This is a genomic window from Methylobacterium sp. ME121 (assembly GCF_000974725.1).
GTDB classification, from domain to species: Bacteria; Pseudomonadota; Alphaproteobacteria; order Rhizobiales; family Beijerinckiaceae; genus Methylobacterium; species Methylobacterium radiotolerans.
In genome coordinates this window covers 1-25,872 of record NZ_BBUX01000079.1, presented here as the reverse complement: position 1 = coordinate 25,872, position 25,872 = coordinate 1, and the positions used below count along the sequence as shown (strand labels likewise).

The window sequence follows — 25,872 nt, the reverse complement described above, 5'->3', positions numbered from 1 at the left end:
GTAGAGCTGCGACAGGGGCGACATCGACTCGGCGCCGTGGCCGGCCCGGTACTTCATCAGCGCGCGGCAGAGGTCGCCGTCGGCCCGGCGCCAGGCCTCGGCGAGGTAGCGGACGCCGTAGCGGACATTGATCTCCGGCGACGCCAGCTCGGCGACGGTGCCGCGGAAGCCGAGCATCGCCGCGGTGGTCGGGCGGACCTGCATCAGCCCGACCTCGCCGACGCTGCCGACCACGGTGGGATCGTAGCCGCTCTCGATCCGCGCGACGGCGTCGGCGACCGCGAGGGGCAGGCCGGTGCCGGCGGCCTCGCGGGCGATGAGCGGCAGGAAGCGGGCGCGCGCGTCGGCGGCGACCGGTGCGGGTATGGCCGCAGGCGCGGGCGGGACGGGCGGCAGCGAGGCCATGCCGACGGCGTGCACCGCCAGGAAGGTGGCGGGCCGGGCCTGCGCGGGCGCGGCGCAGGCCAGCAGCAGGAGTAGCAACGGAGCGCGCATCGGCCGCCACGGAGAGGAACCGGGACCTGTCTATCCCGGCCGCCTCAACGAAGCCTTTCGCCGGCGCGCGCCTACTGGATGGGGCCGCGGTCCCGCGCCTGCAGCAGCCGCAGGGCCTCACCCAGGACCGCGTGGAGGTCGGCCGCGCCCTGCGGGCTCAGCGGCAGGCCGACCCGCTGCCCGTGGATCGTGTCGAGGACCAGCATGGCGAGATCCTCGCCGATCAGCAGGTTGGATCCGGGCAGGCAGAGCGGCAGGACGAAATCGCCCTCGACCTCGCCGAGGGCGTCGACCGCGTCCGCGGGCCGGAAGGGCGGTTTTCGATCGGTCATCGCTCCCCTCCTCGCATGTCTCCGGGTGCGGTCTCCGGCGCCGCGGCTCAGCCGCGCTCCGGCATCCGCACCGACCGCACCGTGAGCGTGTCGATCTCCAGCGAGCCGACCTCCAGGGCGCCGACCCGGGCGCGGCCCACCGAGAGGCGGCCGATCGCGAAGGCGCCGACCGCCACGACGCCGAGGGCCGCGGCCCCGAGGGCCAGCGCGCCCAGGGCCGACGCCCCGATCGCCCCCGCGCCGACGGCGCCCGATCCCAGGAGTGCCGTGTCGGGGGACGGAATCACCCCCGTCCCGTCGGGGCGGCTCTCCGCCTGCGGGACCCTCGAACGCGACATGCGGCTTCCTCTCCGAGCGGGCGATGGCGGAGCCAGCTATACCCGACGTTAACCGCGTTTTCACGCCGCCCGGGCACGATGGCGTCGATCCCGGCCGGCCCGGACCGCGCGTCCGCCGCCAGAGAGGACGTCGCCCGTGCAGCACCTGTTCCAGGCCGTCGCGATCTTCGCGTTCGGCTGCCTGCTGATCCATGCCGGTCGCGCCTACGCCCGGGCGACCACGCTCCTGCTCTCCGCGACCGCGCTGATGCTCAGCGTGACCCTCGGCACCGTGCTCTGGCAGCGGATCGGCGTCCCGGGGCGCTCCGTCGCGGCCGGCCCGTCCTACACGGTGGCGCTCGGCCAGCCCGCTCAGGAGAGCCGGGCCCGGTAGGACCCGGCGATCGTCGCCTCGGCCTCCGCCACGTCGGCCGCCGCGGTCCGGCCGGACCGGATGCGGCCGGGGCTCGGGAACGTGTCTCGCGACGCGCCGGTCGAGCGGCATCAGGGCCAGACGCGGATCGCCACCGGGCGGCGCAGCAGGTCGCGGTCGGAGGTGATCGTGCAGCCCTCGGTGCGCAGGCTCGCGTAGGTCAGGAGCGCCCGGTCGCCGACATCGTCGAAATTGCGGCCCCGCGCGTCCGGGTCGAGGAGCGACGGGTAGGCCAGGAGCGGCGCCGTCGCCGCGCAGGGGTCGTCGTAGAGGGTCGCGCCCTCGAGGAGCAGGCGCGGGCTGTCCCAGGTGATCAGGTCCCGGGAGGTCGTCCAGTAGAAGCCGGACCGGGGAAAGCCCTCCCCCGCCTTGGCCATGAACACGGCGATCCACGCACCCGTGCCGCGGTGCCGGACGACGGCGCCGACCGGCCCCGGGAACGGCCCGACCGGCCGGCAGGTGGCCGTGTTCGGGCGGGCGACCCGGTAGGGGTCCGGGAAGGCGGCGGTGAAGCCGGTGCCGGTCCAGGCCCGCCAGCGGGTCGGGTCGGCCGGGTCGTCGCTGCGGAACAGGCAGACCCCCGCCTCCTGATCGCTGCCGGGCCGGGTCCAGCCGGTCGTCGAGGCGAGGAAGTAGCGCCACGTCCCGTCGGCCACGATATTCGACGGGTTGAAGAAGCCGCGGTGGCGGCCTTGGTCGACCTCCTGCCGGAACGGCGCCCCGGCGACCACGGCGGGCGGGCTCTGCCGCCGGAAGCTGCGGCCGCCATCCGTCGAGGCGGCGGCCGTGATCGTGTTGTACCAGCAGGCCATGTAGCTGGCGGCCGGGCAGCGGCCGGGATGCTCGTTCGCCTGGTACTCGTGGTGGAGGAGCGCGGCCACGCGGGTCCCGTCCTCGGTCCAGGTCGCGGTGATCCAGGAGCGGTCGTCGTAGGTCGCGGGATCGGGCTTCTCGCCCGAATCGAGCACCACCGCGCAGTCGAGCTTGAGATGGCCGAGGTCGGGGCCGCGCAACGCCCGGTTGCGGTAGTGCATCCCGTAGAGCGCCACCGAGCCCGACGCGTCCCGGAAGGCGCGCGCCGGCGCGTCGGGCACGTCGGCGCCGTCGCAGGCGTCGCGCCCCGCCTTGAAGACGAGCGCGGGCGGCCCGACCAGGGTCAGGGCCGAGAGCGGCGCCTCCGGCGCGGCCGCGGCTCTGTGCGGGAGGAGCGTCAAGAGCGCCAGGAGGAGCGCCAGGAGGAGCGCCGGGAGGATCCGCCGCGCGGCCGCTCCGGCTCCGAGGCGGCGCGCGGCGCGCGCTCGTCCGGCGATCCGATCCGCCCAACCCATGGTCGCCACTCGGCTGCGTCCCGGCCGCGCCTGGACAAACAGGCGGAGATTCGCTTGAGAACCATTACAGAGTGCTTGCCGCCGACCGGACCCGCGCGGCCCGACCGAAAGTCATCCATGGTTCTCCTGATCCTCGGGCTGGTGCTGTTCCTCGGCACGCACGCCTTCTCGATGGCCCGCACCCGGCGCGCCGCGATCGTCGGCCGGATCGGCGAGGGCCGCTACAAGCTCGGCTACACCGCCCTGTCGCTGCTCGGGCTCGTGCTGATCGGGATCGGCTTCCACGACTATCGGCTCGCCGGCTACATCCCGGTCTGGGACCCGCCCGTCTGGACGCGCCACCTCGCCCTGACGCTGGTCTGGCTCGCCTTCGTGTGCCTCGCGGCCGCCTACCTGCCGGGCCATATCCGCGCCAAGGCCAAGCACCCGATGCTGCTCGCCGTGAAGATCTGGGCGACGGCGCACCTGCTCGCCAACGGCGATCTCGGCTCCATGCTCCTGTTCGGCGGCTTCCTCGCCTGGGCGGTGACCGCCCGGATCAGCGCCAAGCGCCGGGGCCTCGTCCCCGGGGCGGTCGCGGCCCAGCACGGCGGTCCGGCGGCGGCGCCCCTGGGCTGGCGCAACGACGTCCTGGCCCTGGTGATCGGCACGGCCGCGTGGTTCGTCTTCGCCCGCTACCTGCACTACCCGGTGATCGGCGTGCCGGTCTGGCCGGGCAGCGCGGCCTGAGCCGGCACCCGCGGCGGCACCTGAGACATGGCCTGTCGCCAACCCGGCGCCCGTGTGTTAGGCGCGGGGCCCGAACGAGACGAGGTGGTCCGCTGAAATCATGCGGGCCGGGATAGAATGGCCGAGAACAACGAGTTCCTTCGCGAGGTCGACGAGGATTACCGCCGCGACCGGATCCTCCAGATCTGGAAGCGCTACAGCGGCGTGATCATCGCGCTCGCCGTGCTCGTGGTGGCGGGTGTGGCGGGCTGGCGCTACTGGCAGGCCCAGCAGCGCGCGGCGGCCGAGGTCGCCTCGGTGCAGTTCGACGACGCCAACCGCCTCGCCAAGGACGGCAAGGTCGCGGAGGCCGACAAGGCCTTCGAGACGCTGGAGGCGCAGGGCCCGGCGGGCTACCGGCTGCTCGCCCGGTTCCGGGCGGCGGCCGAGACCGGCAAGCGCGATCCGGCGGCCGGGGCGGCGGAGTTCGACAAGCTCGCCGACGATACCGGCCTCGGCGACGGCCTGCGCGACCTCGCGCGCCTGCGCGCCGCGCTGCTGCGCCTCGACGGGCCGAACCCGGACCCGGCGCTCGCCAACCTCCAGGGCCTCGCCGCCGGGACGCCGTTCCGCCACACCGCCCGCGAGATGCTGGGCCTCGCCGCCCTGAAGAAGGGCGATTACGAGGACGCCAGCCGCTGGTTCGACCAGATCGTGGCCGATCCCGACACGCCGCGGAACCTGCGCGAGCGGATCGAGGTCTACGCGGCGATCGTCGCGGGCGGTCCCGTGACGGTGACCGCCGCCAAGCCCGAGCCCGCCGCGCCGCCCCCGCCGATCACGCGCTGATCCTTCGTCCGGACTGTTTCGAGAACCACCATGGATATGCCGACCGTCGCGATCGTCGGGAGGCCGAACGTCGGCAAGTCGACCCTGTTCAACCGCCTCGTGGGCAAGAAGCTCGCGCTGGTCGACGACCGCCCGGGCGTGACCCGCGACCGGCGCGAGGGCGACGTCGCGTTCGGCGGCCTCGAGTTCCGGGTGATCGACACCGCCGGCCTGGAAGAGGCCGACGCCGCGAGCCTCACCGGCCGGATGCGCATGCAGACCGAGGCGGCGATCCTCGCCGCCGACGTGGTGCTGTTCGTGATCGACGCCCGCGCCGGCGTGCTGCCGGCCGACCAGCCCTTCGCCGAGCTGGTGCGCCGCGCCGGCTGCCCGGTGATCCTGATCGCCAACAAGGCCGAGGGCGGCGCCGGCCTCGCCGGGGCATACGAGGCCTTCACCCTCGGGCTCGGCGACCCGATCCCGTTCTCCGCCGAGCACGGCGAGGGTCTGGGCGAGCTGCACGAGGCGCTCAAGGGCGCCCTGCCCCAGCGCGACGCGGACGAGGATCCGGACGACGACGCCCCCGGCGGCCGGGCCCTGAAGGTCGCGATCGTCGGCCGCCCGAATGCCGGCAAGTCGACCCTGATCAACCGCATGCTCGGCGAGGACCGGCTGCTCGTCGGCCCCGAGGCCGGCATCACCCGGGACTCGATCTCCCTGGACTGGGAGTGGCGCGGGCGGCGGATCAAGCTGCACGACACGGCCGGGATGCGCCGCCGCGCCCGGATCGACGACAAGCTGGAGAAGCTCGCGGTCTCGGACGGGTTGCGCGCCGTGCGCTTCGCCGAGGTCGTGGTGGTGCTCCTCGACGCGACGATCCCGTTCGAGAAGCAGGACCTGACGATCGTCGATCTCGTCGAGAGCGAGGGCCGCGCCCTGGTGATCGGCCTCAACAAGTGGGACCTGGTCGCCGACCAGCCGGGCCTGCTCAAGCAGCTGCGCGAGGATTGCACCCGGCTGCTGCCGCAGGTGCGCGGCGTCGCGGTCGTGCCGCTCTCCGGCCTCGCCGGCGACGGCGTCGACAAGCTGATGCAGGCGGTGGTGCAGGCCGCCGAGGTCTGGGACCGGCGCGTCTCCACCTCGCGCATCAACGACTGGCTGAACGAGGCGACCTCCCGCAACCCGCCCCCCGCGGTATCGGGGCGGCGGATCAAGATCCGCTACGCCACCCAGGTGAAGAGCCGGCCGCCCCACTTCGCGCTGTTCGGCAACCAGCTCAACGCCCTGCCGAAATCCTACACGCGCTACCTCGTGAACGGCCTGCGCGAGGCGTTCGACCTGCCGGGCACGCCGATCCGCCTGTCCCTGCGGACCTCGCAGAACCCGTTCGACAAGGGCTGATCCAACCTCCGCTCGTGATGACGGAGGCGATGCGGCAGCCCTGCGCAGCCCTCAGCGCGCCGCGTCGGCGATCCAGTCCACCGCGGCCGCCAGCGCGGCGCGCTCGTCCTGACCCGCGGTGAGCGCGGCCTCGTAGGCCGCGACCTGCCCGTCGGCGCTGGTCCCCTCGGCCACGATCGCCCGGGCGCGGGCCACGTCCGCCGCGCAGCCGAGGGCGTCCGCGTCCTCGGCCACCAGCGTGAGCATCGCCTCCAGCGCCTCGGCGAACGGCACGGCCTCGCCGCGCGCCTCGTCGATCAGGGACGCGGCCACGCCGCTGTGCTGGGCACGCCAGAGGTTCTCCGAGGCCAGCGCCCGCGAGACACCGTCGAGGCCGGCGTGGAGGTCCGGCCGGCGCACGCACAGGCGCACGAGGCAGCGGAACAGGGCGGCGATGCAGAGCGAATCGTCGAGGCGCGTGCAGGCGTCGGCGATGCGCAGCTCCAGCGTCGGGAACTTGATGGAGGGGCGCAGCGACCACCACAGGAAGCTCGCGTCCGCGATCGCGCCCGACCGGGTCATGATGGCGACGAACCGCGCGTGGGCGGCGGCGTCGGCGAAGAGTTCCGGCAGGCCGGTGCGCGGCAATTCCCCGAAGACGCTGAGCCGGTAGGCCCGCAGGCCCGTCGCCTCGCCCTGCCAGAACGGCGAGGAGGCCGACAGCGCGAGCAGCAGCGGCTGGAACGGCAGCAGCCGGTTCATCAGGTCGACGCGGGCCTCGGGGTCCGGCACCTCGACGTGGACGTGCATCCCGCAGATCAGGGCCCGCCGCGCCGCGATGCCGACATCCGACAGGATGCCCTTGTAGCGCGCGCCGTCGGTGGCGGTCTGGCGCGACCAGCGGGCGAGGGGGTGCGTGCCGCAGGCCAGCAGCCGCAGGCCGCTCTCGGCGGCGATGCCGGCGAGCTGCCGCCGCTGGCCGCCGAGATTCTCTCGGGCGGCCGCCGCGTCGGTGAGCGGCGGCGTGCAGAGCTCGACCTGCGCGGCGACCAGCTCGCGGCACGTCTCGGGCAGCTCCGCCTCCACCCGCGCGTGGAACGCGGCGAGGTCGCCCCGCGGCGTCCCGCGGGTCTCGGCATCGGCCAGGAAGTACTCCTCCTCGATGCCGAAGCGGTAGCTCGGGGCGCTCATCGTGGTCTCCGGAAAACGCGACGCGTGCGCGCCAACGCGCCGGATTGCAGGAAGGTGCCGCTCAGGGCGTCCGCAGCGGCCCGCCGACCAGCCAGGCCGGGTCGAACCAGCGGTCGGCCTCGCCGTCGTAGGGCAGGCGCGTGATGTCCCAGTGCTGGATGTACCGCGCGTAGACGTTCCACACCGCGATCCCGCCGCCGACGAAGATCCGCCGCCCGGGATAGCGCTTGAGCACCGCCTCCGGATCCTCGTGGCTGCGGATCACGTCGATGGTGCGGTCCTTGAAGGCGAATTCGGGCACCGAGGCCACCGTCTTCGGCCCGGCGATCAGCACGTGGCCCATGGTGAGGGCGAAGAAGCGCGTGACGTCCTCCACGAAGAGCGGGTCGGTGTTGCCCTCCCAGGGCAGGTGGCCGTTGAGGCCGAGCTGGCCCCGCAGGCCGATCGCGCAGATGCAGCGGACGTCGATCATCGCAAATCCCAAACCCGGCGGGCTCCGCCCGCCACCCGCCGGGGCCGCAGGCCCCGGACCCCTTTACTCGGGCGCGCGGAAACGCAGCACCCGGTCGGTGGGAAAATCGTAGAGCTTCCCGGTCTCGGCCCAGTCCGGCGCGGCGAGCCGCACGAAATGGGGGGCGAGGTCATCGGGCGTCCGGAGGGTCTCGGGGTCCTCGCCCGGCATGGCCGAGCGGCGCATGCCGGTCCGCAGGGGGCCCGGATTGAGCAGCATGGCCCGGATCGCCGTGGTCTCGTTCTCGGCCGCGTAGGTCCGCACCAGGGCCTCCAGCGCCGCCTTGGAGACCGAGTAGGGTCCCCAGTAGGGCCGGCATTTCGAGGCCGCTCCCGACGAGACGAAGATCGCGCGGCCCGCGTCCGACATGCGCAGCAGCGGGTCGAGGGAGCGGATGAGGCGCCAGTTGGCGGTGACGTTCACGTCCATCACCTGCCCCCAGATCTTCGGGGTGATGTGGCCGATCGGCATGAGCGCGCCCAGGATCCCGGCATTGGCGACCAGGATGTCGAGGCGTTTCCAGCGCTCGTTGATCGCCGCGCCGAGGCGGTCGATCGCGTCGTAATCGGCGAGGTCGAACGGCACGAGGGTGGCGCTGGAGCCGGCGGCGCGGATCGCGTCGTCGAGCTCCTCCAGGGCGCCCACGGTCCGGGCCACCGCGATGACGTGCGCGCCGGCCCCGGCCAAAGCCAGGGCGGCGGCGCGCCCGATGCCGCGCGATGCGCCGGTGACGACCGCGACGCGGCCTTCCAGGGTTCTCTGAGACTCAGCCATGGCGAGGACCTAGCGCATTTCCGCGCACAGGGGATGCCCGTTCGCGCGCAACGGCCGGATCCTGTCAGTCGGCCTCGGCCAGCATGGCGAAGCGCTTCGGGCCGGCGATGGACAGGTCGGTCAGGCCGGTCGGGTAGTCGCCCGTGAAGCAGTGGTCGGTGTATTGCGGGCAGGCCGCGTTCCGCGCCTCCTCGCCCATCGCCCGGTAGAGGCCGGGGATCGACAGGAAGGCCAGCGAATCGGCGCCGATATACTTGCGCATGGCCTCGAGATCGTGGGTCGCGGCGAGCAGCTTCTCCCGCTCGGGCGTGTCGATCCCGTAGAAGTCCGGGTAGGTGATCGGCGGCGACGCGATCCGGAAATGGACCTCCGCGGCGCCGGCCTCGCGCATCATCCGGACGATCTTCACCGAGGTCGTGCCGCGCACGAGGCTGTCGTCCACGAGGACGATGCTCTTGCCCTCGATCGCCGCGCGGTTGGCCGAGTGCTTCATGCGCACGCCGAGCTCGCGCACCGACTGGGTCGGCTGGATGAAGGTCCGGCCGACGTAGTGGTTGCGGATGATCCCCATCTCGAACGGGATCCCGGTCTCCTGCGAGAAGCCGAGCGCCGCCGGCACGCCGGAATCCGGCACCGGCACGACGATGTCGGCCGCGACCGAGGCCTCGCGGGCGAGCTCCCGGCCGATCGCCTTGCGCACCGCGTAGACGCTCTTGCCGTTCACCACCGAATCCGGCCGGGCGAAGTAGATGTACTCGAAGATGCAGGGCCGCATCGGCACGGCGTCGGCGAAGCGGATCGACTCGATCCCCTCCTCGGAGATCACCACGATCTCGCCGTTCTCGATGTCGCGCACGAACCGGGCGCCGATGATGTCGAGGGCGCAGGTCTCGGAGGCCAGCATGTAGCGGCCGTCGAGCTCGCCCAGCACCAGCGGGCGGATGCCCAGCGGGTCGCGGGCGCCGATCAGCTTCTTGTTGGTCAGCGCCACGATCGCGTAGGCGCCCTGGATCGCCTGCAGGGCGTCGATGAAGCGCTCGATGATCCGGGGCTTCCGCGAGCGGGCCGCGAGGTGCAGGATCACCTCGGTGTCGGAGGTCGACTGCGTGATCGCGCCGTCGCGCACGAGGTCGCGGCGGATCGACAGGGCGTTGGTGAGGTTGCCGTTGTGGGCGACCGCGAGGCCGCCGCTGGCGAGCTCCGCGAAGAGCGGCTGGACGTTGCGCAGGATCGTGCCGCCGGTGGTCGAGTAGCGCACGTGGCCGATGGCGGCGCGGCCCTTGAGGCGCGCGATCGTGTCGCCGTCCGAGAAGGAATCGCCCACGAGGCCGGGGCGGCGCTCGGAATGGAACACCGAGCCGTCGAACGAGACGATGCCGGCCGCCTCCTGGCCCCGGTGCTGCAGGGCGTGGAGGCCCAGCGCGACGATCGCCGAGGCGTCCGGATGGCCGAAGATGCCGAAGACCCCGCATTCCTCGCGCAGCGTGTCGCCGTCGAGATCGAGATCGAAGGTGTCGGTGGAGGCGGCGGCGTGTGACATGGGGCTGTCGATCACTCACAGATCCCGGCGGCGACGGGCCGGCGCGCCGGTCGTCGCGGAAGCAATCCGTACACCACCGGAACCGCTATCTAGGCGTTCCGCGCGATGAGACCTACGGCGAATACCGCAGATCAGCGTCGCGTCGGGGTCGGCGCGGTCTCGGTCCGGCGCTGCGGCGCCGCGTCGGTCTCGGCCGGGGCGTCGGCGGACTCGTTGGGCGGCGCGCCGGTCTTCGGCTTCTTGAACTGCTTGAGGAAGCCTTCCGGATTCTCCGGCAGCTGCGCCACCAGGGCGTCGCCGGACTTCTCCAGCATCGGGCGCGTGCGGGCCTGGGCGGCCCAGTCCGGCACCTTGCCCTGCACCAGCCAGGACAGGAACACCCAGCCGATCACGCAGATCAGGAAGCCGCGGGCCGCGCCGAACAGGAAGCCGAGGGAGCGGTCGACCGCGCCGATCCGCGAGTCGAGCACGACGTCGGAGATCTTCACCGTGATGATCGACACGACGATCAGGGTGCCGAGGAAGATCGCCGCGATCGAGGCGACGAGCGCCACGGTGTCGCTGTTCACGTGCTGCTTCACGGTCGGCAGCAGCATGGGATGCAGCGTCCACGCGACGGCGGCGGCCGCCACCCAGGCGACGATCGCCAGGACCTCGCGGGTCACACCACGCACGGCCGCGAGCAGCGCGGAGACCGCGACGATGCCGAGCACGGCGAGATCCAGAACGGTAAACGGCATCGTTGAGCTTTTTGGTACCCGCGGGGATAGCGCGTCGGCCGTGCGGCTCCCCCGGACCGCGCTGGATTTATACCAAGCCCGACCTCGGCCGTCACCCTGGCGTGCCCGCCTGATCACGCGGCTGTGCCGTCCGTGCATCAGCCGCGCCGCGCGCCGGGGCGCGTCCGGTGTTAACGACGGCCCGTGCTGCCCCCGGGCGCCGTCCGGATGCTATGGGTCCGGCCTGTGCTTCCGCGACTCCGGTGGCGAACAGATGGAGGCGGTCTGCGTGGCCGAGACCGGACCTGTGACGGAGATCGGCGCTCACGGCGCCCGGCTCACGATCGACCTCGGAGCGATCGCCGCCAACTGGCGGATCCTGGCCGCCCGCGGTGCCGGCGCCGACTGCGCCGCCGTGGTGAAGGCCGACGCCTACGGTTGCGGCATCGGCCGGGTCGGACCGGCCCTGTGGGCCGCGGGCTGCCGGACCTTCTTCGTCGCGCACCTGTCCGAGGGCGTCGCCGCCCGGGCCGCCCTGCCGGAGGCCGCGATCTACGTGCTGAACGGCCTGCCCTTGGGCGCCGCGGCGGCCTTCGCGGCCCACGGGCTGCGCCCGGTGCTCGGCAGCGCCGAGGAGCTGTCGGACTGGGCGGCGTTCGCGGGGAACCGCCCGCCCGCGGCGCTCCACGTCGATACCGGCATGAACCGGCTCGGCCTGTCGGTGCCCGAGGCGCTGGATCTCGCCGGGGACGCGCGGATCGCGGAGGCCGGGATCGACCTCCTCCTCAGCCACTTCGTCAGCGCCGAGACGCCGGACGACCCGGTCAACGCCCGGCAGATCGCCGATTTCGCTCGGGTTCGGGCCGCCTATCCCGGACTCCGGGCCTCGCTGGCGAACTCGTCGGGAATCTTCCTCGACGGGGCCCGGCACGACCTCCTGCGGCCGGGCTACGCCCTGTTCGGCGGCAACCCGACGCCGGGCGCCGCGAACCCGATGCGGCCGGTGGTGCGGCTGGAGGCGACGATCGCGCAGGTGCGCGGCGTCGCGGCCGGCGCCACCGCGGGCTATAACGGCCGCTGGACCGCCACCGCGCCCAGCCGCCTGGCGACGCTCTCGCTCGGTTACGCCGACGGCTTCCCCCGGTCGATCAGCGGGCGCGGCCAGGCGCTGGTCGGGGGCGTTCCGTGCCCGATCCTGGGCTCCGTCTCGATGGACCTGATCATCCTCGACGTCACGGCGGCGCCCGCGGCCCGGCGCGGCGCCGCCGCGGTACTGATCGGCGACTGCCTCGACATCGACACGGTCGGTCGCGCCGCCGGCACGATCGGCTACGAGATCCTCACGGGACTGGGTTCTCGTTATGTTCGAACCTATGTAGGGTAGCTCCTCCCCTGACCGGAAGGCCGGACGGCCGGCGTGCGGACTCGAATGGCCAAGATCCACCAGACCTTCGTCTGCCAGTCCTGCGGGGCGGTCTACAACCGCTGGCGCGGGCGCTGCGAGGCCTGCAACGGCTGGAACACGATCGTCGAGGAGGCGCCCTCGGCCCCCGGCCAGTCGGGTCCCGCCGCGACCCGGCCGTCGCGCAACCGCGGCCGGGTCTTTCCCCTCGAGGGCCTGACCGGCGAGGCCAAGGAGGCGCCGCGCATCCCCTCGGGGATCGGCGAGCTCGACCGGGTGACCGGCGGCGGCTTCGTGCGCGGTTCGGTGATCCTGCTCGGCGGCGATCCCGGCATCGGCAAGTCGACGCTGCTGATGCAGGCCTCCGCCGCCATGGCGGGCACGGGCGAGCGGGTCGCCTACATCTCGGGCGAGGAGGCGGTCGGGCAGGTGCGCCTGCGGGCCGAGCGGCTGGGCCTGAGCGCCCGCCCGGTCCAGCTCGCCGCCGAGACCAACGTCGAGGACATCGTCGAGACCCTGAGCCAGGGGCGCCCGCCCGCGCTGGCGATCATCGACTCGATCCAGACCATGTGGACCGAGACGGTGGAATCCGCCCCCGGCACGGTCACGCAGGTGCGCTCCTCGGCCCAGGCGCTGATCCGCTTCGCCAAGACCACCGGCACGGCGGTGATCCTGGTCGGCCACGTCACCAAGGACGGGCAGATCGCCGGCCCCCGGGTGGTGGAGCACATGGTCGACGCGGTCGCCTCCTTCGAGGGCGACCAGGGCCACCATTTCCGCATCCTGCGCGCCGTGAAGAACCGGTTCGGGCCGACCGACGAGATCGGCGTGTTCGAGATGACCGATTCGGGGCTCAGCGAGGTGCCGAACCCGTCGGCGCTGTTCCTGGCCGGCCGCGACCATCAGGCGGCGGGCACCGCGGTCTTCGCCGGGATGGAGGGGACGCGGCCGCTTCTGGTGGAGATCCAGGCGCTCGTCGCCCCATCCTCTCTCGGCATGCCCCGGCGCGCCGTGGTCGGCTGGGACCCGAACCGGCTGTCGATGGTGCTCGCCGTGCTGGAGGCCCACGGCGGCATCCGGCTCGGGAGCCACGACGTCTACCTGAACGTGGCGGGGGGCCTGCGCATCACCGAGCCGGCGGCGGACCTCGCGGTGGCGGCCGCCCTGGTCTCGTCGCTGTCGGGGGCCGTGCTGCCGCCCGAGACGGTCTATTTCGGCGAGATCGGCCTGTCGGGGGCGATCCGGCCCGTGGCGCAGGCGGGCTCCCGGCTGAAGGAGGCGCAGAAGCTCGGCTTCGCCAAGGCGCTGATCCCGCAGGGCCGCGGCGAGGGCGAGAAGGCGCTGGCGGTCGAGACGCTGCGCCACATCGCCGACCTGGTGGCGGGGATCAGCGCGGGCGCGCCGCGGCGGGGCTCCGGCCAGCGCGGGCGGCAGCCGGCCCGCTACGCCGACGAGGAGATGTGAGCGCGTCCGTCTTTGCCAGCGCGGCGAAGCGACCCAGGGATGCGCTACGCCCGTAAGGGACCGCTGCCCTGGATTGCTTCGCCGCGCTCGCAGGGACAGTCGAGGCGCCTACCCCCCCGTCACGCTCATGTGCCGCGGCACGGCGGCCGGGCGCTGGCGCTCGATGACGAAGTCGTGGCCCTTGGGCTTGCGGGTGATCGCCTCGACCACCGCCTGGGCCAGCACCGCGTCGTCCTGGGAGGCACGCAGGACCGCCCGCAGGTCGGCCGAATCCTCCTGGCCCAGGCACATGTAGAGCTGGCCCGTGCAGGTCAGGCGGACCCGGTTGCAGCTCTCGCAGAAATTGTGGGTCAGCGGCGTGATGAAGCCGAGCTTGCCCCCGGTCTCCTCGACGCGGACGTAGCGCGCCGGGCCGCCGGTGCGGTCGGGGAGGGGTGTGAGGGTGTAGCGGGTCTCCAGCCGCTGCCGGGCGACCGACAGGGGCAGGAACTGGTCGGTCCGGTCCGCCTCGATCTCGCCGAGCGGCATGACCTCGATCAGCGTCATGTCCATGCCGAGCCCGTGGGCCCAGGCGATCATGTCGGGGATCTCGTCGGCGTTGACGTCGCGCAGCGCCACCGCGTTGATCTTCACCTTCATCCCGGCGGCGCGGGCCGCCGCGATGCCGTCGAGCACCACCTTGAGGTCGCCGCGGCGAGTGATCTCCCGGAACTTGTCCGGGTCGAGGGTGTCGAGCGAGACGTTGATCCGGCGCACGCCGAGGCTCGCCAGCTCGTCGGCGTAGCGCGTGAGCTGCGTGCCGTTGGTGGTGAGCGTCAGCTCCTCCAGCGCCCCCGAATCGAGGTGGCGCGAGAGCCGGCGGAACAGGTGCATGATGTCGCGGCGCACGAGCGGCTCGCCGCCGGTGATCCGGAGCTTGCGCACGCCGCGGGCGATGAACACGCCGCAGAGCCGGTCCAGCTCCTCCAGGGTCAGCAGGTCGCGCTTGGGCAGGAACTCCATGTGCTCGGACATGCAGTAGGCGCAGCGCAGGTCGCAGCGATCCGTCACCGAGATGCGCAGGTACGAGATCGCCCGCTGGAACGGGTCGATCAGCGGCGCCGGCCCGGCGTGGGCATCGACCGCGGACGCCTGTGGCGTCAGGGAGCTGTCATCGAGCATCGTCCGGCATATGATGCCACCGGCGGTCGCGGGCAAGCAGGTCCCGCGCCGCAGCCCCAGATTGCGTGAGGAGTGTGGCCCGTGACCGAGGATCTGTGGCCGACCGAGATCCGCCTGTCGGCCGACCGGCGGGTGCTCAACGTCGCCTTCGAGGACGGGGCGCGCTACGCCCTCCCGGCCGAGTACCTGCGGGTGTCGAGCCCCTCGGCCGAGGTCCAGGGCCACTCGCCGCTGGAGCGGAAGGTGATCGGCGGCAAGCGCGCCGTGGCCATCCTGGCGGTGGAGCCGGTCGGCAACTACGCGGTGAAGCTCGGCTTCGACGACATGCACGACACCGGCATCTACGGCTGGGGCTATCTGCACACCCTCGGCCGCGAGTACGAGAGCCGCTGGAACACCTATCTCGGCGAGCTCGCCGAGCGGGGGCTGGACCGTGAGACCGCGCGCACCGCCCCGGTGAAGCAGGGCGGGGGTTGCGGGTCGGGCTCGTGCGGCTGCCACTGAGGGCAGGCGCTCCAGCTTAGTCCGGCCCCGAGCCTCGTGATCGCGCGCGGAGCGAAGCGACCCGGCGGCGCCACGATCTCGGAGGTCGCGCGTCCCCGGCTCGCTTCGCTGCGCTCGCGACGACGGCGCGGGTCGAATCGCGGCGTGGAGGCCGGAGGCTTGCATCCCGTCGCGCGGGCATCTGCGCCCGCCTATCTTGGAGCCGCCATGGCCTTCGCCTGCACCATCCCCGCCACGCCCACCGTCCAGCAGGACGATGCCGCCGTGCGCATCACGCGCTGGGACTTCCCGCCCGGCGGCGTGACCGGCTGGCACGAGCACGGCTGGCCGTATTTCGTGGTGATGCTGGTGGACGGGATCCTGCGCGTCCACGACGGCGCGGCGGTCAGCGAGACGGCGCTCGCGGCCGGGCAATCCTACATGCGTCCCGCGGGCATCCGGCACGACGTGATGAACGGGTCCGACCACCCGATCGCGTTCATCGAGATCGAGGTGAAGCGCCCGGACGCCCTGGTCACGCTGCCGGCGGCCTGAACGCGGAAGGGCCGGCCTCGCGGCCGGCCCTTCCCCCGGAAGCCCCGGGCAATCAGCGCTGGACGATGACCTTCGTGCCGACCTTGGCGCGGGTGTACAGGTCCGTCACGTCGTCGTTGGTCATGCGGATGCAGCCGGACGAGACGGCCGTGCCGATCGTCTCCGGCTCGTTGGAGCCGTGGATGCGGTAGATCGAGCCGCCGAGATACATGGCGCGGGCGCCGAGCGGGTTCTCGAGACCGCCCTTCATGTAGCGCGGCAGGTCGGGCCGGCGCTTCAGCATGGTCGCCGGCGGGCGCCAATCCGGCCACTCGCGCTTCATCGTGATGGTCTGCACGCCGCCCCAGGTGAAGCCCGGCCGGCCGACGCCGACGCCGTAGCGCAGGGCCTGACCGCCGCCCAGCACGTAGTAGAGCCGCCGCTCGGCGGTGGAGACGACGATCGTGCCGGCGCCGTAGGGACCGTTATAGGCCACCGTCTCGCGCGGGATCGCCGACATCTGCGGCACCGCCGCGTCGGCGTTCAGCGGGTCGGCGGGGTTCAGCGCGGCGTTGGCCACCGGCACCGCGACGGTCTCGACGGCCTGCGGGCGGACGCGGACGGTGAGCGCGTCGTTCAGCGGCTGGCGGGTCAGCGGGTCGATCTCGTAGGCCAGAGCCGGCGCGGCGCAGGCGGCCGCGCCGAGAAGCCCGATCAGGGCGGGGAGAAAACGACGCATCAAAGCCTCTCGGGGCAGGCGCGGACTATGGCGGGAACGCGGCGAAGACCGCGGCACGATGCCGTGCCGATCCTCGCCAAGGGGTAAACGCTCGCGCCTCAAATCCAAGCCAGAAACCGCCCCGCCCGGGCGGTTCCGCCCGCCCGTGACTCGATGGCAACACTGTGGCAGCTTGGCCGTAAGAACCGGGATGACAGGCTCGGGTCTAGCCCCTCGCCGCCCGGATCCGCGGCCGGTTCCGGGGGCGACGCGGAGGCCGTCCCGCACCGCCCCGGACAGTCGACGCGGAGCCGCGTCAGGCCTCGTCGGCGGCGAGCCAGATGGCCGGCTCGCGCGGGACCGGGCGGAGCGGGGCCGGCGCGGCGGGCAGGCCGCGCAGCTGGGCGAGTTCGGCGAGTTCCGGCGCCTGCGCGGTGTCGTCGGCGTTCAGAAACAGGCCCCGGGCACGGGCGGCGCGGCCGAGATCGGCCCGGCTGGTCCAGACGCTCTGGGCCGGGCTCGTGAGCAGCGCCAGGGCGACCGGCGCCAGCCAGAGGGCGAGCCACGGGCTCCCGACGAGGACCAGGGCGAACACCATCAGCGCGCCGACCACCACGGCGTCGGCCTGGAGCCGGAAGGCCTCCGCCCAGGACACCTGCCGGTCGTCCCGGTCCTGCGTCTCCCAGCGGACCACCCGGCCGAAGAAGGTCGAGACCACGGCGCCGGCAGTGAACAGCGTCAGGACCGGCCACAGGACCACCCACACCGCCTGCTCCAGGGCGGCGCTCGCGAGCAGCGCCCGCGTGCCGCCGAAGGCGGCCCGGCGCTCGGCGGAGGCGAGGACGTGGCCGAGGCTCAGGAGCTTCGGCAGCGCCAGCACGGCGACGCTGAGGGCGGCGAGCGCGTGGGCGGCGGCGCCCTGCCCGGTCAGGCCGTAGGCCAGGAGGCCCAGATCGCCGGTCCGGGCGGCCTGCCACGCGGCGAGCCCCAGGAAGGCGATCCAGAGGGGGAGCACCCCGTAGGAGAGGATCCCGACGAGGAGGTGCCAGCGGCTCGCCGCGCTCAGGCCGGCCCAGGGCAGCACCCGCAGGTGCTGGAGATTGCCCTGGCACCAGCGGCGCTCGCGGCCGAGCAGGTCGACGAGGTTGGTGGGCATCTCCTCCCAGGTGCCGCCCATCTCGGGCAGCAGCCGCACCTCCCAGCCGGCGCGCACCATCAGCGCGCCCTCGACGATGTCGTGGCACAGGATCTCGCCGCCGAGCGGCTCCCGGCCCGGGAGCTTCGGGAGCTGCGCGTTCTCCGCGAAGGCCTCGACCCGCAGGATCGCGTTGTGGCCCCAGTAGCTGCCCTCGGGACCCTGCCAGGTCTCCAGGCAGCGCAGGGCCAGCGGCGCGTAGAGCCGGACGGCGAATTGCTGGATGCGGGCGAAGAGCGTGTCCCGGCCGGCGGCGTACGAGACGGTCTGGATCAGGCCGGTGCGCGGGCTCGCCTGCATCAGCCCGACGAGCCGGCCCATGGCCGCGCCGGTCATCAGGCTGTCGGCGTCCAGCACGATCATGAAGGCGTACTCGCCGCCGTAGGTGCGGCAGAACTCGCCGATGTTGCCGGCCTTGCGGCCGACATTCTCCGTCCGGCGCCGGTAGCGGATCCGCGGCAGCGCCGGGTCGGACGCCGCCCAGGCCTGGATGCGGGCGTACTCGTGCTCCTCGACGGCGGCGATGGCGCCGTCCCGGGTGTCGGAGAGGACGAAGATGTCGATGCCCCGCGCCTCGGCGCGGGCGAGCGACCGCGCCATCACCCGCAGGCGGGCGAAGACCGCGACCGCGTCCTCGGCGTGGATCGCCACCACGGCGGCGGTGCGTCCCGCCTCGGCCGGCACGGCGGCCGCCTGCTCCGCGCGGCGCTCCAGCGCGGATTTCGCCCGGTCCCCCAGGAGGGCCGCGACGAACCCGTAGACGTACTGGCAGGCGACGAAGGCCTGCCAGCCCATCACCAGGGCGAACAGCACCAGGACCGCCCAGGCCAGCGGGCTGACGCCCGCCGGGTAGGCGAGCGCGGCGAGCCACGCGAGGCCGCCCGCGGCGGCGAGGCTCGGGACGGCCAGGGCGAGGCGACGGGCGCGCAGGGCGCCGCGGGGTGCGCCGGTCCAGACCTCGCGACAGGATGCGCTCTCCGACGGATCGGGTATGGCGGGAGCCGCGTTCCGGTGCGACCGCTCGGCGGAGGAGGTGACGCGTGACGACATGGCGCGAGGAACTCGACCGTGGAAGGCTGCCGGCCGCCCGGCCGTCCGGGGCCGGGAACCGATGACCGTGGATACCGATGTGCGGGGCGAGGATACGGAGCCGACCCGGCAGCCCAGGCCGCCGGAAGCCGAACGGATCAATCCCCCCTCCCGACGCCGCGTTCTTCGAACAGTCGTGGCCGCGGCTGCCGGCACGGTTCTACCTAGCGCGACTGATCTGAATGGGTCCAGAACGTGGGCCGGGCCGGCGCTTCAGCCGCAGGGCGACGCGATGACCTTCGAGACGCTCTCGGCCGAGGCGGCGCGCCGCGCCGCCGCGCCCTACGCCGCACCGCCCGAGGATCTGCCGCCGGCGCTCGCTGCCCTCGATTACGACGGCTACCGGGCGATCACCTTCCGGCCGGCCGCGAGCCTGCGGCTCGGCGCGCATTTCAGCGCGCAGCTGTTCCACCGCGGCTTCCTGCAGCGTAGCCGCGTGGCGCTCCACCTCCAGCCGCTCCGGGGGCCCGCGCGCCCGATCCCCTACGACACGCAGCTGTTCGACCTGGGCACCCGGCTCGCCGGCCAGAGCTTCCCGGCGGATCTCGGCTTCGCGGGCTTCCGCCTGCACTACGCCTTCCCGGGCACCCCGGCCTGGCGGCCGAAGGGCTTCCAGGAGGAGTTCCTCGTCTTCCTGGGCGCCTCCTACTTCCGCCTGCGCGCGGCCAACCAGGAATACGGGCTCTCGGCCCGGGGCCTCGCCATCGGCACCGGCGCGCCGGAGGGCGAGGAATTTCCCGACTTCGTCGCGCACTGGATCTGCGAGCCGGAGCCGGAGGCGCGCACGCTCACGGTGCTCTCGCTCCTCGACAGCCCGAGCGTGGCCGGCGCCTACCGGTTCGAGATCGCGCCCGGCGATCCGGCCCGGATCGCCGTCACCGCGGCGCTCCACCCGCGCCGGGCGCTCCCGAAGCTCGGGCTGGCGCCGCTCACCAGCATGTTCCTCTTCGGCCAGAACGGGCCCGGGGCGCGGGGCGCGAAGCCCTTCGACGATTTCCGGCCGCAGGTGCACGATTCCGACGGCCTCTGCGTCGCGGCCGGGGCCGACCCGGCGCGGCTCGACCGGATCTGGCGGCCCCTGGTCAACGGGCGCGCGCAGCCGCAGATCTCCGCCTTCGCGGCCCGGCCGCTCGCCGGCTTCGGGCTGCTGCAGCGGGAGCGGAGCTTCGCGGCCTACCTCGACGTGGAGGCGCGCCACGAGGCGCGGCCGGGCCTGTGGGTGGCGCCGGATCCCGCCGGGGGCGCCTTCGCGGACGGCGCCGTGCAGCTGTTCGAGATCCCGTCGGGCGAGGAGTACATGGACAACATCGTGGCGGCCTTCGTGCCGGCCGCCCCGGCGCGGCCCGGCGCGCCGCTGCACGTCGCCTACGGCCTGACCACGGTGGGGGCGGAGCCGGTGGCGGCGATCCCGGAGGCCGCCCTCGCCCGGGTGACGTCGACGCGGCTCGGCTCGGCGGAGCGCCTGCGCCCGTCGAACCCGCCCGACCCGCGGCGGCGGCTCTGCGTCATCGACTTCGAGGGTCCGGGCCTGCCGCGGGGTCCCGACGACGCGGTCGCCGCGGAGGTCTCGGCCAGCGCCGGGACGATGCACGAGCCGGTCGCCAACTTCGTGCCGCAGACCGGCGGCTGGCGGATCTACGTCGAGTGGCGCCCGCCGGAGCCGGTGCCGCCGGGCGACGTCGTGCTGCGCGCCCGGCTGGTCCGCGGGACCGTCCCCCTCAGCGAGACCTGGGACGCGGCCGTCTAGGTACGGGGATCGCGCCGCGGCGGCGCCAAACGGTTCGGGCCCGTTCAGGCGGTCCGGCGCTCCCGCTCCAGGCGCCGGGCCAGGCGGGTGGCGCCGTAGACCTCGCTCAGGCGGCGGCGGGCCGCGGAGACCGGCGGGGCCTGCCGCTCGTCATGGGCGGCCGCGATGACGCGCAGGGCGGCGGCGACCGAACGCTCCAGGCGACGCTCGGCCTGGACGGCCGCGTCCCGATGATTGTCCAGCATGTGATGATCCCTCGTGCAGCGCCGTCTCCACCCTCTGACGGGGCAGTATCCGGCAGCGCAGACAGATTTCACATCTGGCTTGACCGTATCAAGGCAGCTTGGCCGTGAGCCGCGGTTCTTCGTTACCGCAGCTCCTCGTGCCAGGTCCGGCCGTCGCGCTCGATCAGCGCGATGGCGGCGGTCGGCCCCCAGCTGCCGGCCGGGTAGGGCCGCGGCGCCTCGGGCCGGTCGGCCCAGGCCTTGAGCACGCCGTCCGCCCAGGCCCAGGCGGCCTCGACCTCGTCGCGGCGCATGAACAGCGTCGCGTTGCCGCGGACCACGTCCATCAGCAGGCGCTCGTAGGCGTCGGGGTAGCGCTGCTTGAAGGTCTCCTCGAAGGAGATGTCGAGGTCGGTCGGGCGCAGGCGCAGGCCGCCGGGACCGGGATCCTTGGTCATCACCTCGAGCTTCATGCCCTCCTGCGGCTGCAGGCGGATCACGAGTCGGTTCGGCTCGCGGCCGAAGGCCTCCTCGGGGAAGATCGAGAAGGGCGAGGCGCGGAACTGCACCACGATCTCGGAGAGCTTCTGGGGCAGGCGCTTGCCGGTGCGCAGGTAGAACGGCACCCCGGCCCAGCGCCCCGACTGGATCTCGACCTTCATGGCCACGAAGGTCTCGGTCCGGCTCTCGTGGCCGAGCTCGGCGAGGTAGCCCTCGACCGGCTTGCCGTCGACGGCGCCCGCCACGTACTGGCCGCGCACCGTGACGCTCTGGATGTCGTGCGTGGTGATCGGCTTGAGGGCGCGCAGGACCTTCAGCTTCTCGTCGCGGACCGAGTTCGCCTCGAGATTGAGCGGGCTCTCCATGGCGGTCAGGCAGAGGAGCTGCAGGATGTGGTTCTGCAGCATGTCGCGCATCGCGCCCGACGTGTCGTAGTAGCCGGCCCGGCCCTCGACCCCCACCGTCTCGGCGACGGTGATCTGGACGTGGTCGATCACGTCCGAGGTCCAGAGCCGCTCGAAGATCGTGTTGGCGAAGCGGAGCGAGAGCAGGTTCTGGACCGTCTCCTTGCCGAGATAGTGGTCGATGCGGAAGATCTGCGATTCGGGGAAGACCTCGCCGACCGCGTCGTTGATCGCCCGGGCCGATTTCAGGTCCTTGCCGATCGGCTTCTCCAGCACGACGCGGGACTTCTCGCCGACGAGCCCATGGGCGGCGAGGTTGCGGCAGATCGAGCCGTAGAGGTCGGGCGAGGTAGCGAGATAGTAGGGCCGGACCTGGTCGGGCCGCTCGTCGAGCTTGGCGACGAGGTCGGTCCAGCCGCTGTCGCCGGCCCCGTCCACCGCGACGTAGTCGACGTGGTCGAGGAAGCGCCCGAGCACGTCGTCGGTCAGGTCGGCGGCCGGCACGAATCGCTTGAGGGCGTCGCGGGCGTGCTCGCGGAAGGCGTCGAGGGACAGCTCCGACCGCGAGGCGCCGATGATCCGGCTGGTCTCGGGGATCTGGCCGTCGCGGAAACGGTAGAACAGCGCCGGCAGCAGCTTCCGCGCGGTCAGATCGCCGGTCGCGCCGAACACGACGCAGTCGAAGGAAGCGACGGGGATGATCGTGGCCAAGGGCGGCTCCCGGATGTCGTGCGCTGATCTCGTGCGGCGGCTGCGTCGCACTGACCTAGCCCGTGTGCAAGGGCTTCGCCAGACGAGGGGCGCAGGCCAGCGCTGTCCGGTTCAGGGGACGGCCGGGCCAGGTCCGGGCAAGCCCCCGCTGCCACGCTCCGTCCTTGCGAGCGCAGCGAAGCAACCCAGGGCAGCGCGAGGCCGCGTGGGTCACCCCTCCATGTACCGCTTGAACGCCTCGGCGTAGTCCGGATGCCAGCGCGAGAGGGCGGGCCGGTTCTCGACGATGTCGCCGGACGCCCAGGCGATCCGCTTCTGATCCTGCGCCCGCGTGGTCTCGTTGTCCGGGCAGAGGATGTAGAAATCGCCGACGGCGAGCCGCTCCTGCAGGAAGGCCACGGTCTCGTCGGGCGTCCAGGCCCCCGCGGGCTTCTCGGCGACGCCGCGGGCCTTCGTGAGGCCCGTGTAGACGAAGCCCGGGATCAGCAGGTGGGCCGTGGTGTGGCAGCCCTCCCGGTTGCGCAGCTCGTGGGCGAGCGCCTCGGTGACCGCCTTCACGCCCGCCTTCGAGACGTTGTAGGGCGCGTTGCCCGGCGGGGTGGTGATGCCCTGCTTCGAGCCCGTGACGACGATCGCGCCGGGCCTGCCGCCCGCGATCATGCCGGGCGCGAAGGCGTGGATGCCGTTGACCACGCCACCGAGATTCGTGCCCAGGATCCGCGCCCAGGTGTCGGCGTCGGAGAACAGCTTTCCGCCGGCCTCGATCCCGGCATTCAGCATCACCAGGGCGGGCGGCCCGCCCTTGGCGACGGCGGCCGCCAGGGCCTCGACGGCGCCGCGGTCCGACACGTCGGTGGGCACGGCGCGCACCTCGACGGCGGCGAGTTCGGCGACGGCGGCTCGGGCCGCGTCCAGGGCCGGGCCCGGCAGGTCGGCGAGCCAGACGTTCATGCCAGCCCGGGCGAAGGCCTGCGCGGCGGCGAGGCCGATGCCGCTCGCAGCCCCGGTGACGACCGCGTTGCGACCGGGGCTGATCGCGGGGTGCTGGCTCATGACGGATCCTGGGCTGACGGGCGTCCATCAGATGGGGCGCCCCCGCGAGGAAGGCGAGATCGCGTCCCGATCCTGGCCCCGGCCCCGGCAGTACCAGCGGATCGCCGCCCCGGCGGCGTCTGCTAGGGTGGCGGGCCCCCCTGCGGAACGAAGCACCCGGATGTCCCCTCCCCCGAGCCGCCGATCGATCCTCGCGGGCGCGGCCTCCCTCGGCCTCGCCGGCACGGCGCGCGCGGCCGGCCCGGCGGGGTTCGGTCCCCTCGGCCGGCCGTCCTGGTCGGCCGACAGCCTCCAGGCCGCAGCGGCCGCCAAGGGCCTGACATACGGCTGCGAGGTGCCGTTCCACCGCTTCGACGCGACGCCCGCCTACCGGGAGGCGGTGGCGCGGGAATGCGGCATCCTCGTCTGCGGCACCGAGATGAAGATGGAGGAGGTCCTGCCGGCGCCCGGCAGGACCGACTTCGCCCGCGGCGACGCGATCCTGCGCTTCGCCAGGGGGAACGGCCAGCGTATGCGCGGCCACACGCTCGTCTGGCACGCGGCGCTGCCGCCCTGGCTCGGGCCGCTGCTCGGCCGGGCGAGCGCCGTCCAGGCCGAGGATTTCATGCGGCGCTGGATCGAGACGGTGGCGGGCCATTACCGGGGGCAGATCGTCGCCTGGGACGTGGTCAACGAGATCCTCGGCAACGAGGCCGATCCCGACCGCGGCGGCGGCCTGCGCGACTCCCCCTGGCTCGCCGCGATCGGCCCCGGCTACGTCGACCTCGCCTTCCGGATCCTGCACGAGACCGACCCCGCGGCCGCCGGCACCTGGAACGAGGACGCGGTGGAGCAGGGCGTGCCCTGGATGGAGGCCAAGCGCACCAAGGTCCTGCGCCGCCTGGAGGCGATGCGGTCCCGCGGCGTGCCGATCCGGCGCTTCGGGCTCCAGTCGCACCTCACCAGCACGATCCCGATCGACCAGGGCCAGCTGCGGCGCTTCCTGCGGGAGATCGGCCAGATGGGACTCGGGATCGAGATCACCGAACTCGACATCGACGACCGCGCCTTCCCGTCCGACGTGGCGACCCGCGACCGGATGGTGGCCGACTACGCCCGGCGCTACCTCGACGCGGTGCTGGACGAGCCCGCCTGCCTCGACGTCCTGACCTGGGACATCTACGACCCGGACACGTGGCTGAACGACCATCCCTACCGCAAGCGGCCCGACGGCCTGCCGCAGCGGGCCCTGCCGCTCGACGCGCAGTTCCGGCGCAAGCCCCTGTGGCACGCCATGAAGGCGGCCTTCGCGGCCGCGCCGGATCACAGGGCCGCCCGCGACAGGCTCAGGCGGGCGTGATCCCGGCCCGCCGGCCGTCCTCGGCCAGGCTCGGCTCCGGCGGCCGGTCCGCCAGCAGCCGGCGGCGGAGGCGCGCGCAGGGGCGCTCGACGAGCCCGTACATCCCCCAGCACCACAGCAGCGTCACCGGGAAGGCGGCCAGCATCAGCCCGACGCCGTGCAGCCCGGGCCGCAGGTGCAGCACGAGGGCCACCACGGTCATGTGCGCGAGGTAGAAGCTGTACGACCAGAGCCCGAGCTGGCGCATCGGCCGGCCGGCCAGCAGCCGCACCAGTGGCCCCTCGCCGTGGAGCAGGTACGCGAAGGGCACGAACAGGGCGGCGCTCTGGAGCGTGTAGCGCAGGCTCTCGCGGAAGGCGGGATCGCGGACCGCCAATGTCCCGAGGATCACCGCGAGGCTCGCCGCGACGTGCCAGGGCGCGGGACGCCACGCCCGGTCGGCCGGAACCACCGGGTTGTTCCACAGCCCGAGGCAGCACCCGAACAGGATCGCGTCGATCCGGGTGTGGGTCCAGCTGTAGTTCAGGCTGTAATCCGGCAGCCGCCAGACGTTGACGCACCGGATCGCCAGGACGGCCGCGCAGAGCCCCAGGCAGGCCAAGGCCGCGCGGCGCGGTCGCAGGCGCCCGAGCCAGAGCAGGAAGACCAGCGGGAAGACGAGGTAGAAGTGCTCCTCGATGGCGAGGCTCCACAGCGGCACCGGCAGCACCGCCTCGGTTCCGAACAGGCCGGGATAGTTCGTCAGGAACGTCGCCTGCCCGAGGATCGCCGCCGGCGCGACCGGCATCCAGTCGAGCCACCCCGCCGCGTAGAGCGCGCCGGAGGCGAGCAGGGTCAGGTACATGGACGGCAGGATGCGCAGGCTCCGCCGAAGGTAGAAGGCTCCCAGCGACACCGTGCCGGTCCGCGCCCGCTCGATCCGCAGGAGCGTGGTGATCAGGTAGCCGCTGAGGAAGAAGAAGACGGTCACGCCGAAGCCGCCCGGCACCACGTGGCTGTAGCCGCAATGGGCCGCGAACACGATCAGGATGGCGAGCGCCCGCACCCCGTCGAGCTGCGGCAGGTAGGGCATCGTCTTCGGGATCGGGTATCCGGATTCCGGCATGGCGGAGGTCGATCTCGCGGCGGGCGTCGGGGTCTCAGCATAAGCGCGCTTTTCGCGCGGACCGACATCCGCGCGGCGCGCTGAGCGGCTGGACCAGTGTCCGCATGGTGAATCCAGCTCTCCGAGCCCGGTGAAGGCCGGAGGAGATTGGTAACCACGCCGGTCCATGATCCCGCCCGATCGCCC

The 25,872-nt window shown here is 73.1% G+C and carries 26 protein-coding genes; 10 read left to right on the top strand and 16 right to left on the bottom strand.

Annotated features, from left to right (window positions below; translation table 11 throughout):
• The 3 genes from ME121_RS28480 to ME121_RS28470 all read right to left on the bottom strand — a co-directional run.
• Window positions 1-495 (bottom strand): lytic transglycosylase domain-containing protein (locus tag ME121_RS28480; protein WP_491892897.1); only part of this gene is annotated, 495 nt, incomplete at its 3' end.
• A gap of 71 nt (window positions 496-566) precedes the next feature.
• Window positions 567-827 (bottom strand): hypothetical protein, encoded by a 261-nt coding sequence (locus tag ME121_RS28475; protein WP_012320815.1) that lies wholly within the window; start codon window positions 825-827, stop codon window positions 567-569.
• Window positions 828-874: 47 nt separating this feature from the next.
• Window positions 875-1,165 carry a hypothetical protein gene (locus ME121_RS28470; protein WP_053620812.1) on the bottom strand — a complete coding sequence of 97 codons (291 nt, stop codon included), beginning with the start codon at window positions 1,163-1,165 and terminating at the stop codon, window positions 875-877.
• Window positions 1,166-1,301: 136 nt separating this feature from the next.
• On the opposite strand from ME121_RS28470, the gene ME121_RS28465 reads away from it, so the two are divergent.
• Window positions 1,302-1,538 carry a hypothetical protein gene (locus tag ME121_RS28465; RefSeq protein ID WP_012320817.1) on the top strand — a complete coding sequence of 79 codons (237 nt, stop codon included), beginning with the start codon at window positions 1,302-1,304 and terminating at the stop codon, window positions 1,536-1,538.
• A 110-nt stretch (window positions 1,539-1,648) separates the two neighbouring features.
• On the opposite strand, the gene ME121_RS28460 is transcribed toward ME121_RS28465, so the two are convergent.
• Window positions 1,649-2,905 (bottom strand): hypothetical protein, encoded by a 1,257-nt coding sequence (locus ME121_RS28460; RefSeq protein ID WP_012320818.1) that lies wholly within the window; start codon window positions 2,903-2,905, stop codon window positions 1,649-1,651.
• A 117-nt stretch (window positions 2,906-3,022) separates the two neighbouring features.
• Here ME121_RS28460 and ME121_RS28455 point away from each other — a divergent pair, with 117 nt between their 5' ends.
• The 3 genes from ME121_RS28455 (at window position 3,023) to der (ending at window position 5,842) form a co-directional block, all read left to right on the top strand.
• The gene (locus tag ME121_RS28455; RefSeq protein WP_012320819.1) at window positions 3,023-3,634 is read left to right on the top strand and encodes an NnrU family protein; all 612 of its coding nucleotides are present in this window, start codon (window positions 3,023-3,025) and stop codon (window positions 3,632-3,634) included.
• A gap of 117 nt (window positions 3,635-3,751) precedes the next feature.
• On the top strand, window positions 3,752-4,462 hold the full coding sequence (locus tag ME121_RS28450; RefSeq protein WP_024829077.1) for a tetratricopeptide repeat protein: 711 nt from the start codon (window positions 3,752-3,754) through the stop codon (window positions 4,460-4,462).
• Window positions 4,463-4,492: 30 nt separating this feature from the next.
• Window positions 4,493-5,842 (top strand): ribosome biogenesis GTPase Der, encoded by a 1,350-nt coding sequence (gene der, locus ME121_RS28445; protein WP_059410007.1) that lies wholly within the window; start codon window positions 4,493-4,495, stop codon window positions 5,840-5,842.
• 51 nt (window positions 5,843-5,893) lie between these two features.
• Here der and ME121_RS28440 read toward each other — a convergent pair whose 3' ends face one another.
• The 5 genes from ME121_RS28440 to ME121_RS28420 form a co-directional block, all read right to left on the bottom strand.
• Window positions 5,894-7,012 (bottom strand): carboxylate-amine ligase, encoded by a 1,119-nt coding sequence (locus tag ME121_RS28440; protein ID WP_059410006.1) that lies wholly within the window; start codon window positions 7,010-7,012, stop codon window positions 5,894-5,896.
• 61 nt (window positions 7,013-7,073) lie between these two features.
• On the bottom strand, window positions 7,074-7,484 hold the full coding sequence (locus ME121_RS28435; protein ID WP_024829075.1) for a dihydrofolate reductase: 411 nt from the start codon (window positions 7,482-7,484) through the stop codon (window positions 7,074-7,076).
• Window positions 7,485-7,547: 63 nt separating this feature from the next.
• Window positions 7,548-8,297, bottom strand: coding sequence for an SDR family NAD(P)-dependent oxidoreductase (locus tag ME121_RS28430; RefSeq protein WP_059410005.1), 750 nt, complete (start codon window positions 8,295-8,297; stop codon window positions 7,548-7,550).
• 64 nt (window positions 8,298-8,361) lie between these two features.
• Window positions 8,362-9,837 carry an amidophosphoribosyltransferase gene (gene purF, locus ME121_RS28425; protein ID WP_012320825.1) on the bottom strand — a complete coding sequence of 492 codons (1,476 nt, stop codon included), beginning with the start codon at window positions 9,835-9,837 and terminating at the stop codon, window positions 8,362-8,364.
• Window positions 9,838-9,968: 131 nt separating this feature from the next.
• On the bottom strand, window positions 9,969-10,577 hold the full coding sequence (locus tag ME121_RS28420; RefSeq protein ID WP_012320826.1) for a CvpA family protein: 609 nt from the start codon (window positions 10,575-10,577) through the stop codon (window positions 9,969-9,971).
• A gap of 253 nt (window positions 10,578-10,830) precedes the next feature.
• Here ME121_RS28420 and alr point away from each other — a divergent pair, with 253 nt between their 5' ends.
• Complete coding sequence (gene alr / locus ME121_RS28415) at window positions 10,831-11,940, top strand: alanine racemase (RefSeq protein WP_139342602.1); 1,110 nt, start codon at window positions 10,831-10,833, stop codon at window positions 11,938-11,940.
• Between the two features lie 45 nt (window positions 11,941-11,985).
• Window positions 11,986-13,422, top strand: coding sequence for a DNA repair protein RadA (radA, locus tag ME121_RS28410; protein ID WP_024829073.1), 1,437 nt, complete (start codon window positions 11,986-11,988; stop codon window positions 13,420-13,422).
• Between the two features lie 108 nt (window positions 13,423-13,530).
• Here the strand turns inward: radA and moaA are convergent, their stop codons facing one another.
• Window positions 13,531-14,583, bottom strand: coding sequence for a GTP 3',8-cyclase MoaA (gene moaA, locus ME121_RS28405; RefSeq protein WP_059410004.1), 1,053 nt, complete (start codon window positions 14,581-14,583; stop codon window positions 13,531-13,533).
• A gap of 81 nt (window positions 14,584-14,664) precedes the next feature.
• Here moaA and ME121_RS28400 point away from each other — a divergent pair, with 81 nt between their 5' ends.
• On the top strand, window positions 14,665-15,087 hold the full coding sequence (locus ME121_RS28400; protein ID WP_012320830.1) for a gamma-butyrobetaine hydroxylase family protein: 423 nt from the start codon (window positions 14,665-14,667) through the stop codon (window positions 15,085-15,087).
• A gap of 207 nt (window positions 15,088-15,294) precedes the next feature.
• Window positions 15,295-15,621, top strand: a complete 327-nt coding sequence (locus tag ME121_RS28395) for a cupin domain-containing protein (protein ID WP_012320831.1) — start codon at window positions 15,295-15,297, stop codon at window positions 15,619-15,621.
• 52 nt (window positions 15,622-15,673) lie between these two features.
• On the opposite strand, the gene ME121_RS28390 is transcribed toward ME121_RS28395, so the two are convergent.
• Window positions 15,674-16,339 (bottom strand): L,D-transpeptidase, encoded by a 666-nt coding sequence (locus tag ME121_RS28390; protein ID WP_012320832.1) that lies wholly within the window; start codon window positions 16,337-16,339, stop codon window positions 15,674-15,676.
• Between the two features lie 295 nt (window positions 16,340-16,634).
• Window positions 16,635-18,563, bottom strand: coding sequence for a glucans biosynthesis glucosyltransferase MdoH (mdoH, locus tag ME121_RS28385; protein WP_012320833.1), 1,929 nt, complete (start codon window positions 18,561-18,563; stop codon window positions 16,635-16,637).
• A 271-nt stretch (window positions 18,564-18,834) separates the two neighbouring features.
• On the opposite strand from mdoH, the gene ME121_RS28380 reads away from it, so the two are divergent.
• The gene (locus tag ME121_RS28380; RefSeq protein ID WP_059410003.1) at window positions 18,835-20,349 is read left to right on the top strand and encodes a glucan biosynthesis protein; all 1,515 of its coding nucleotides are present in this window, start codon (window positions 18,835-18,837) and stop codon (window positions 20,347-20,349) included.
• A 44-nt stretch (window positions 20,350-20,393) separates the two neighbouring features.
• On the opposite strand, the gene ME121_RS28375 is transcribed toward ME121_RS28380, so the two are convergent.
• From ME121_RS28375 to ME121_RS28365, 3 genes are all read right to left on the bottom strand, one after another.
• The gene (locus ME121_RS28375) at window positions 20,394-20,594 is read right to left on the bottom strand and encodes a hypothetical protein (RefSeq protein ID WP_012320835.1); all 201 of its coding nucleotides are present in this window, start codon (window positions 20,592-20,594) and stop codon (window positions 20,394-20,396) included.
• A gap of 122 nt (window positions 20,595-20,716) precedes the next feature.
• Window positions 20,717-22,189, bottom strand: coding sequence for a glucose-6-phosphate dehydrogenase (gene zwf / locus ME121_RS28370; protein ID WP_012320836.1), 1,473 nt, complete (start codon window positions 22,187-22,189; stop codon window positions 20,717-20,719).
• 210 nt (window positions 22,190-22,399) lie between these two features.
• Window positions 22,400-23,242, bottom strand: coding sequence for an SDR family NAD(P)-dependent oxidoreductase (locus tag ME121_RS28365; protein ID WP_029360708.1), 843 nt, complete (start codon window positions 23,240-23,242; stop codon window positions 22,400-22,402).
• Between the two features lie 160 nt (window positions 23,243-23,402).
• Between ME121_RS28365 and ME121_RS28360 the strand changes: the two genes are divergently transcribed.
• A complete protein-coding gene (locus tag ME121_RS28360) occupies window positions 23,403-24,581 on the top strand; it encodes an endo-1,4-beta-xylanase (RefSeq protein ID WP_059410002.1) in 1,179 nt (392 codons plus the stop codon).
• Here ME121_RS28360 and ME121_RS28355 read toward each other — a convergent pair.
• Window positions 24,568-25,686 (bottom strand): acyltransferase family protein, encoded by a 1,119-nt coding sequence (locus ME121_RS28355; protein WP_059410001.1) that lies wholly within the window; start codon window positions 25,684-25,686, stop codon window positions 24,568-24,570. The two genes, ME121_RS28360 and ME121_RS28355, sit on opposite strands and share 14 nt — an antisense overlap.
• Window positions 25,687-25,872 lie beyond the last annotated feature (186 nt).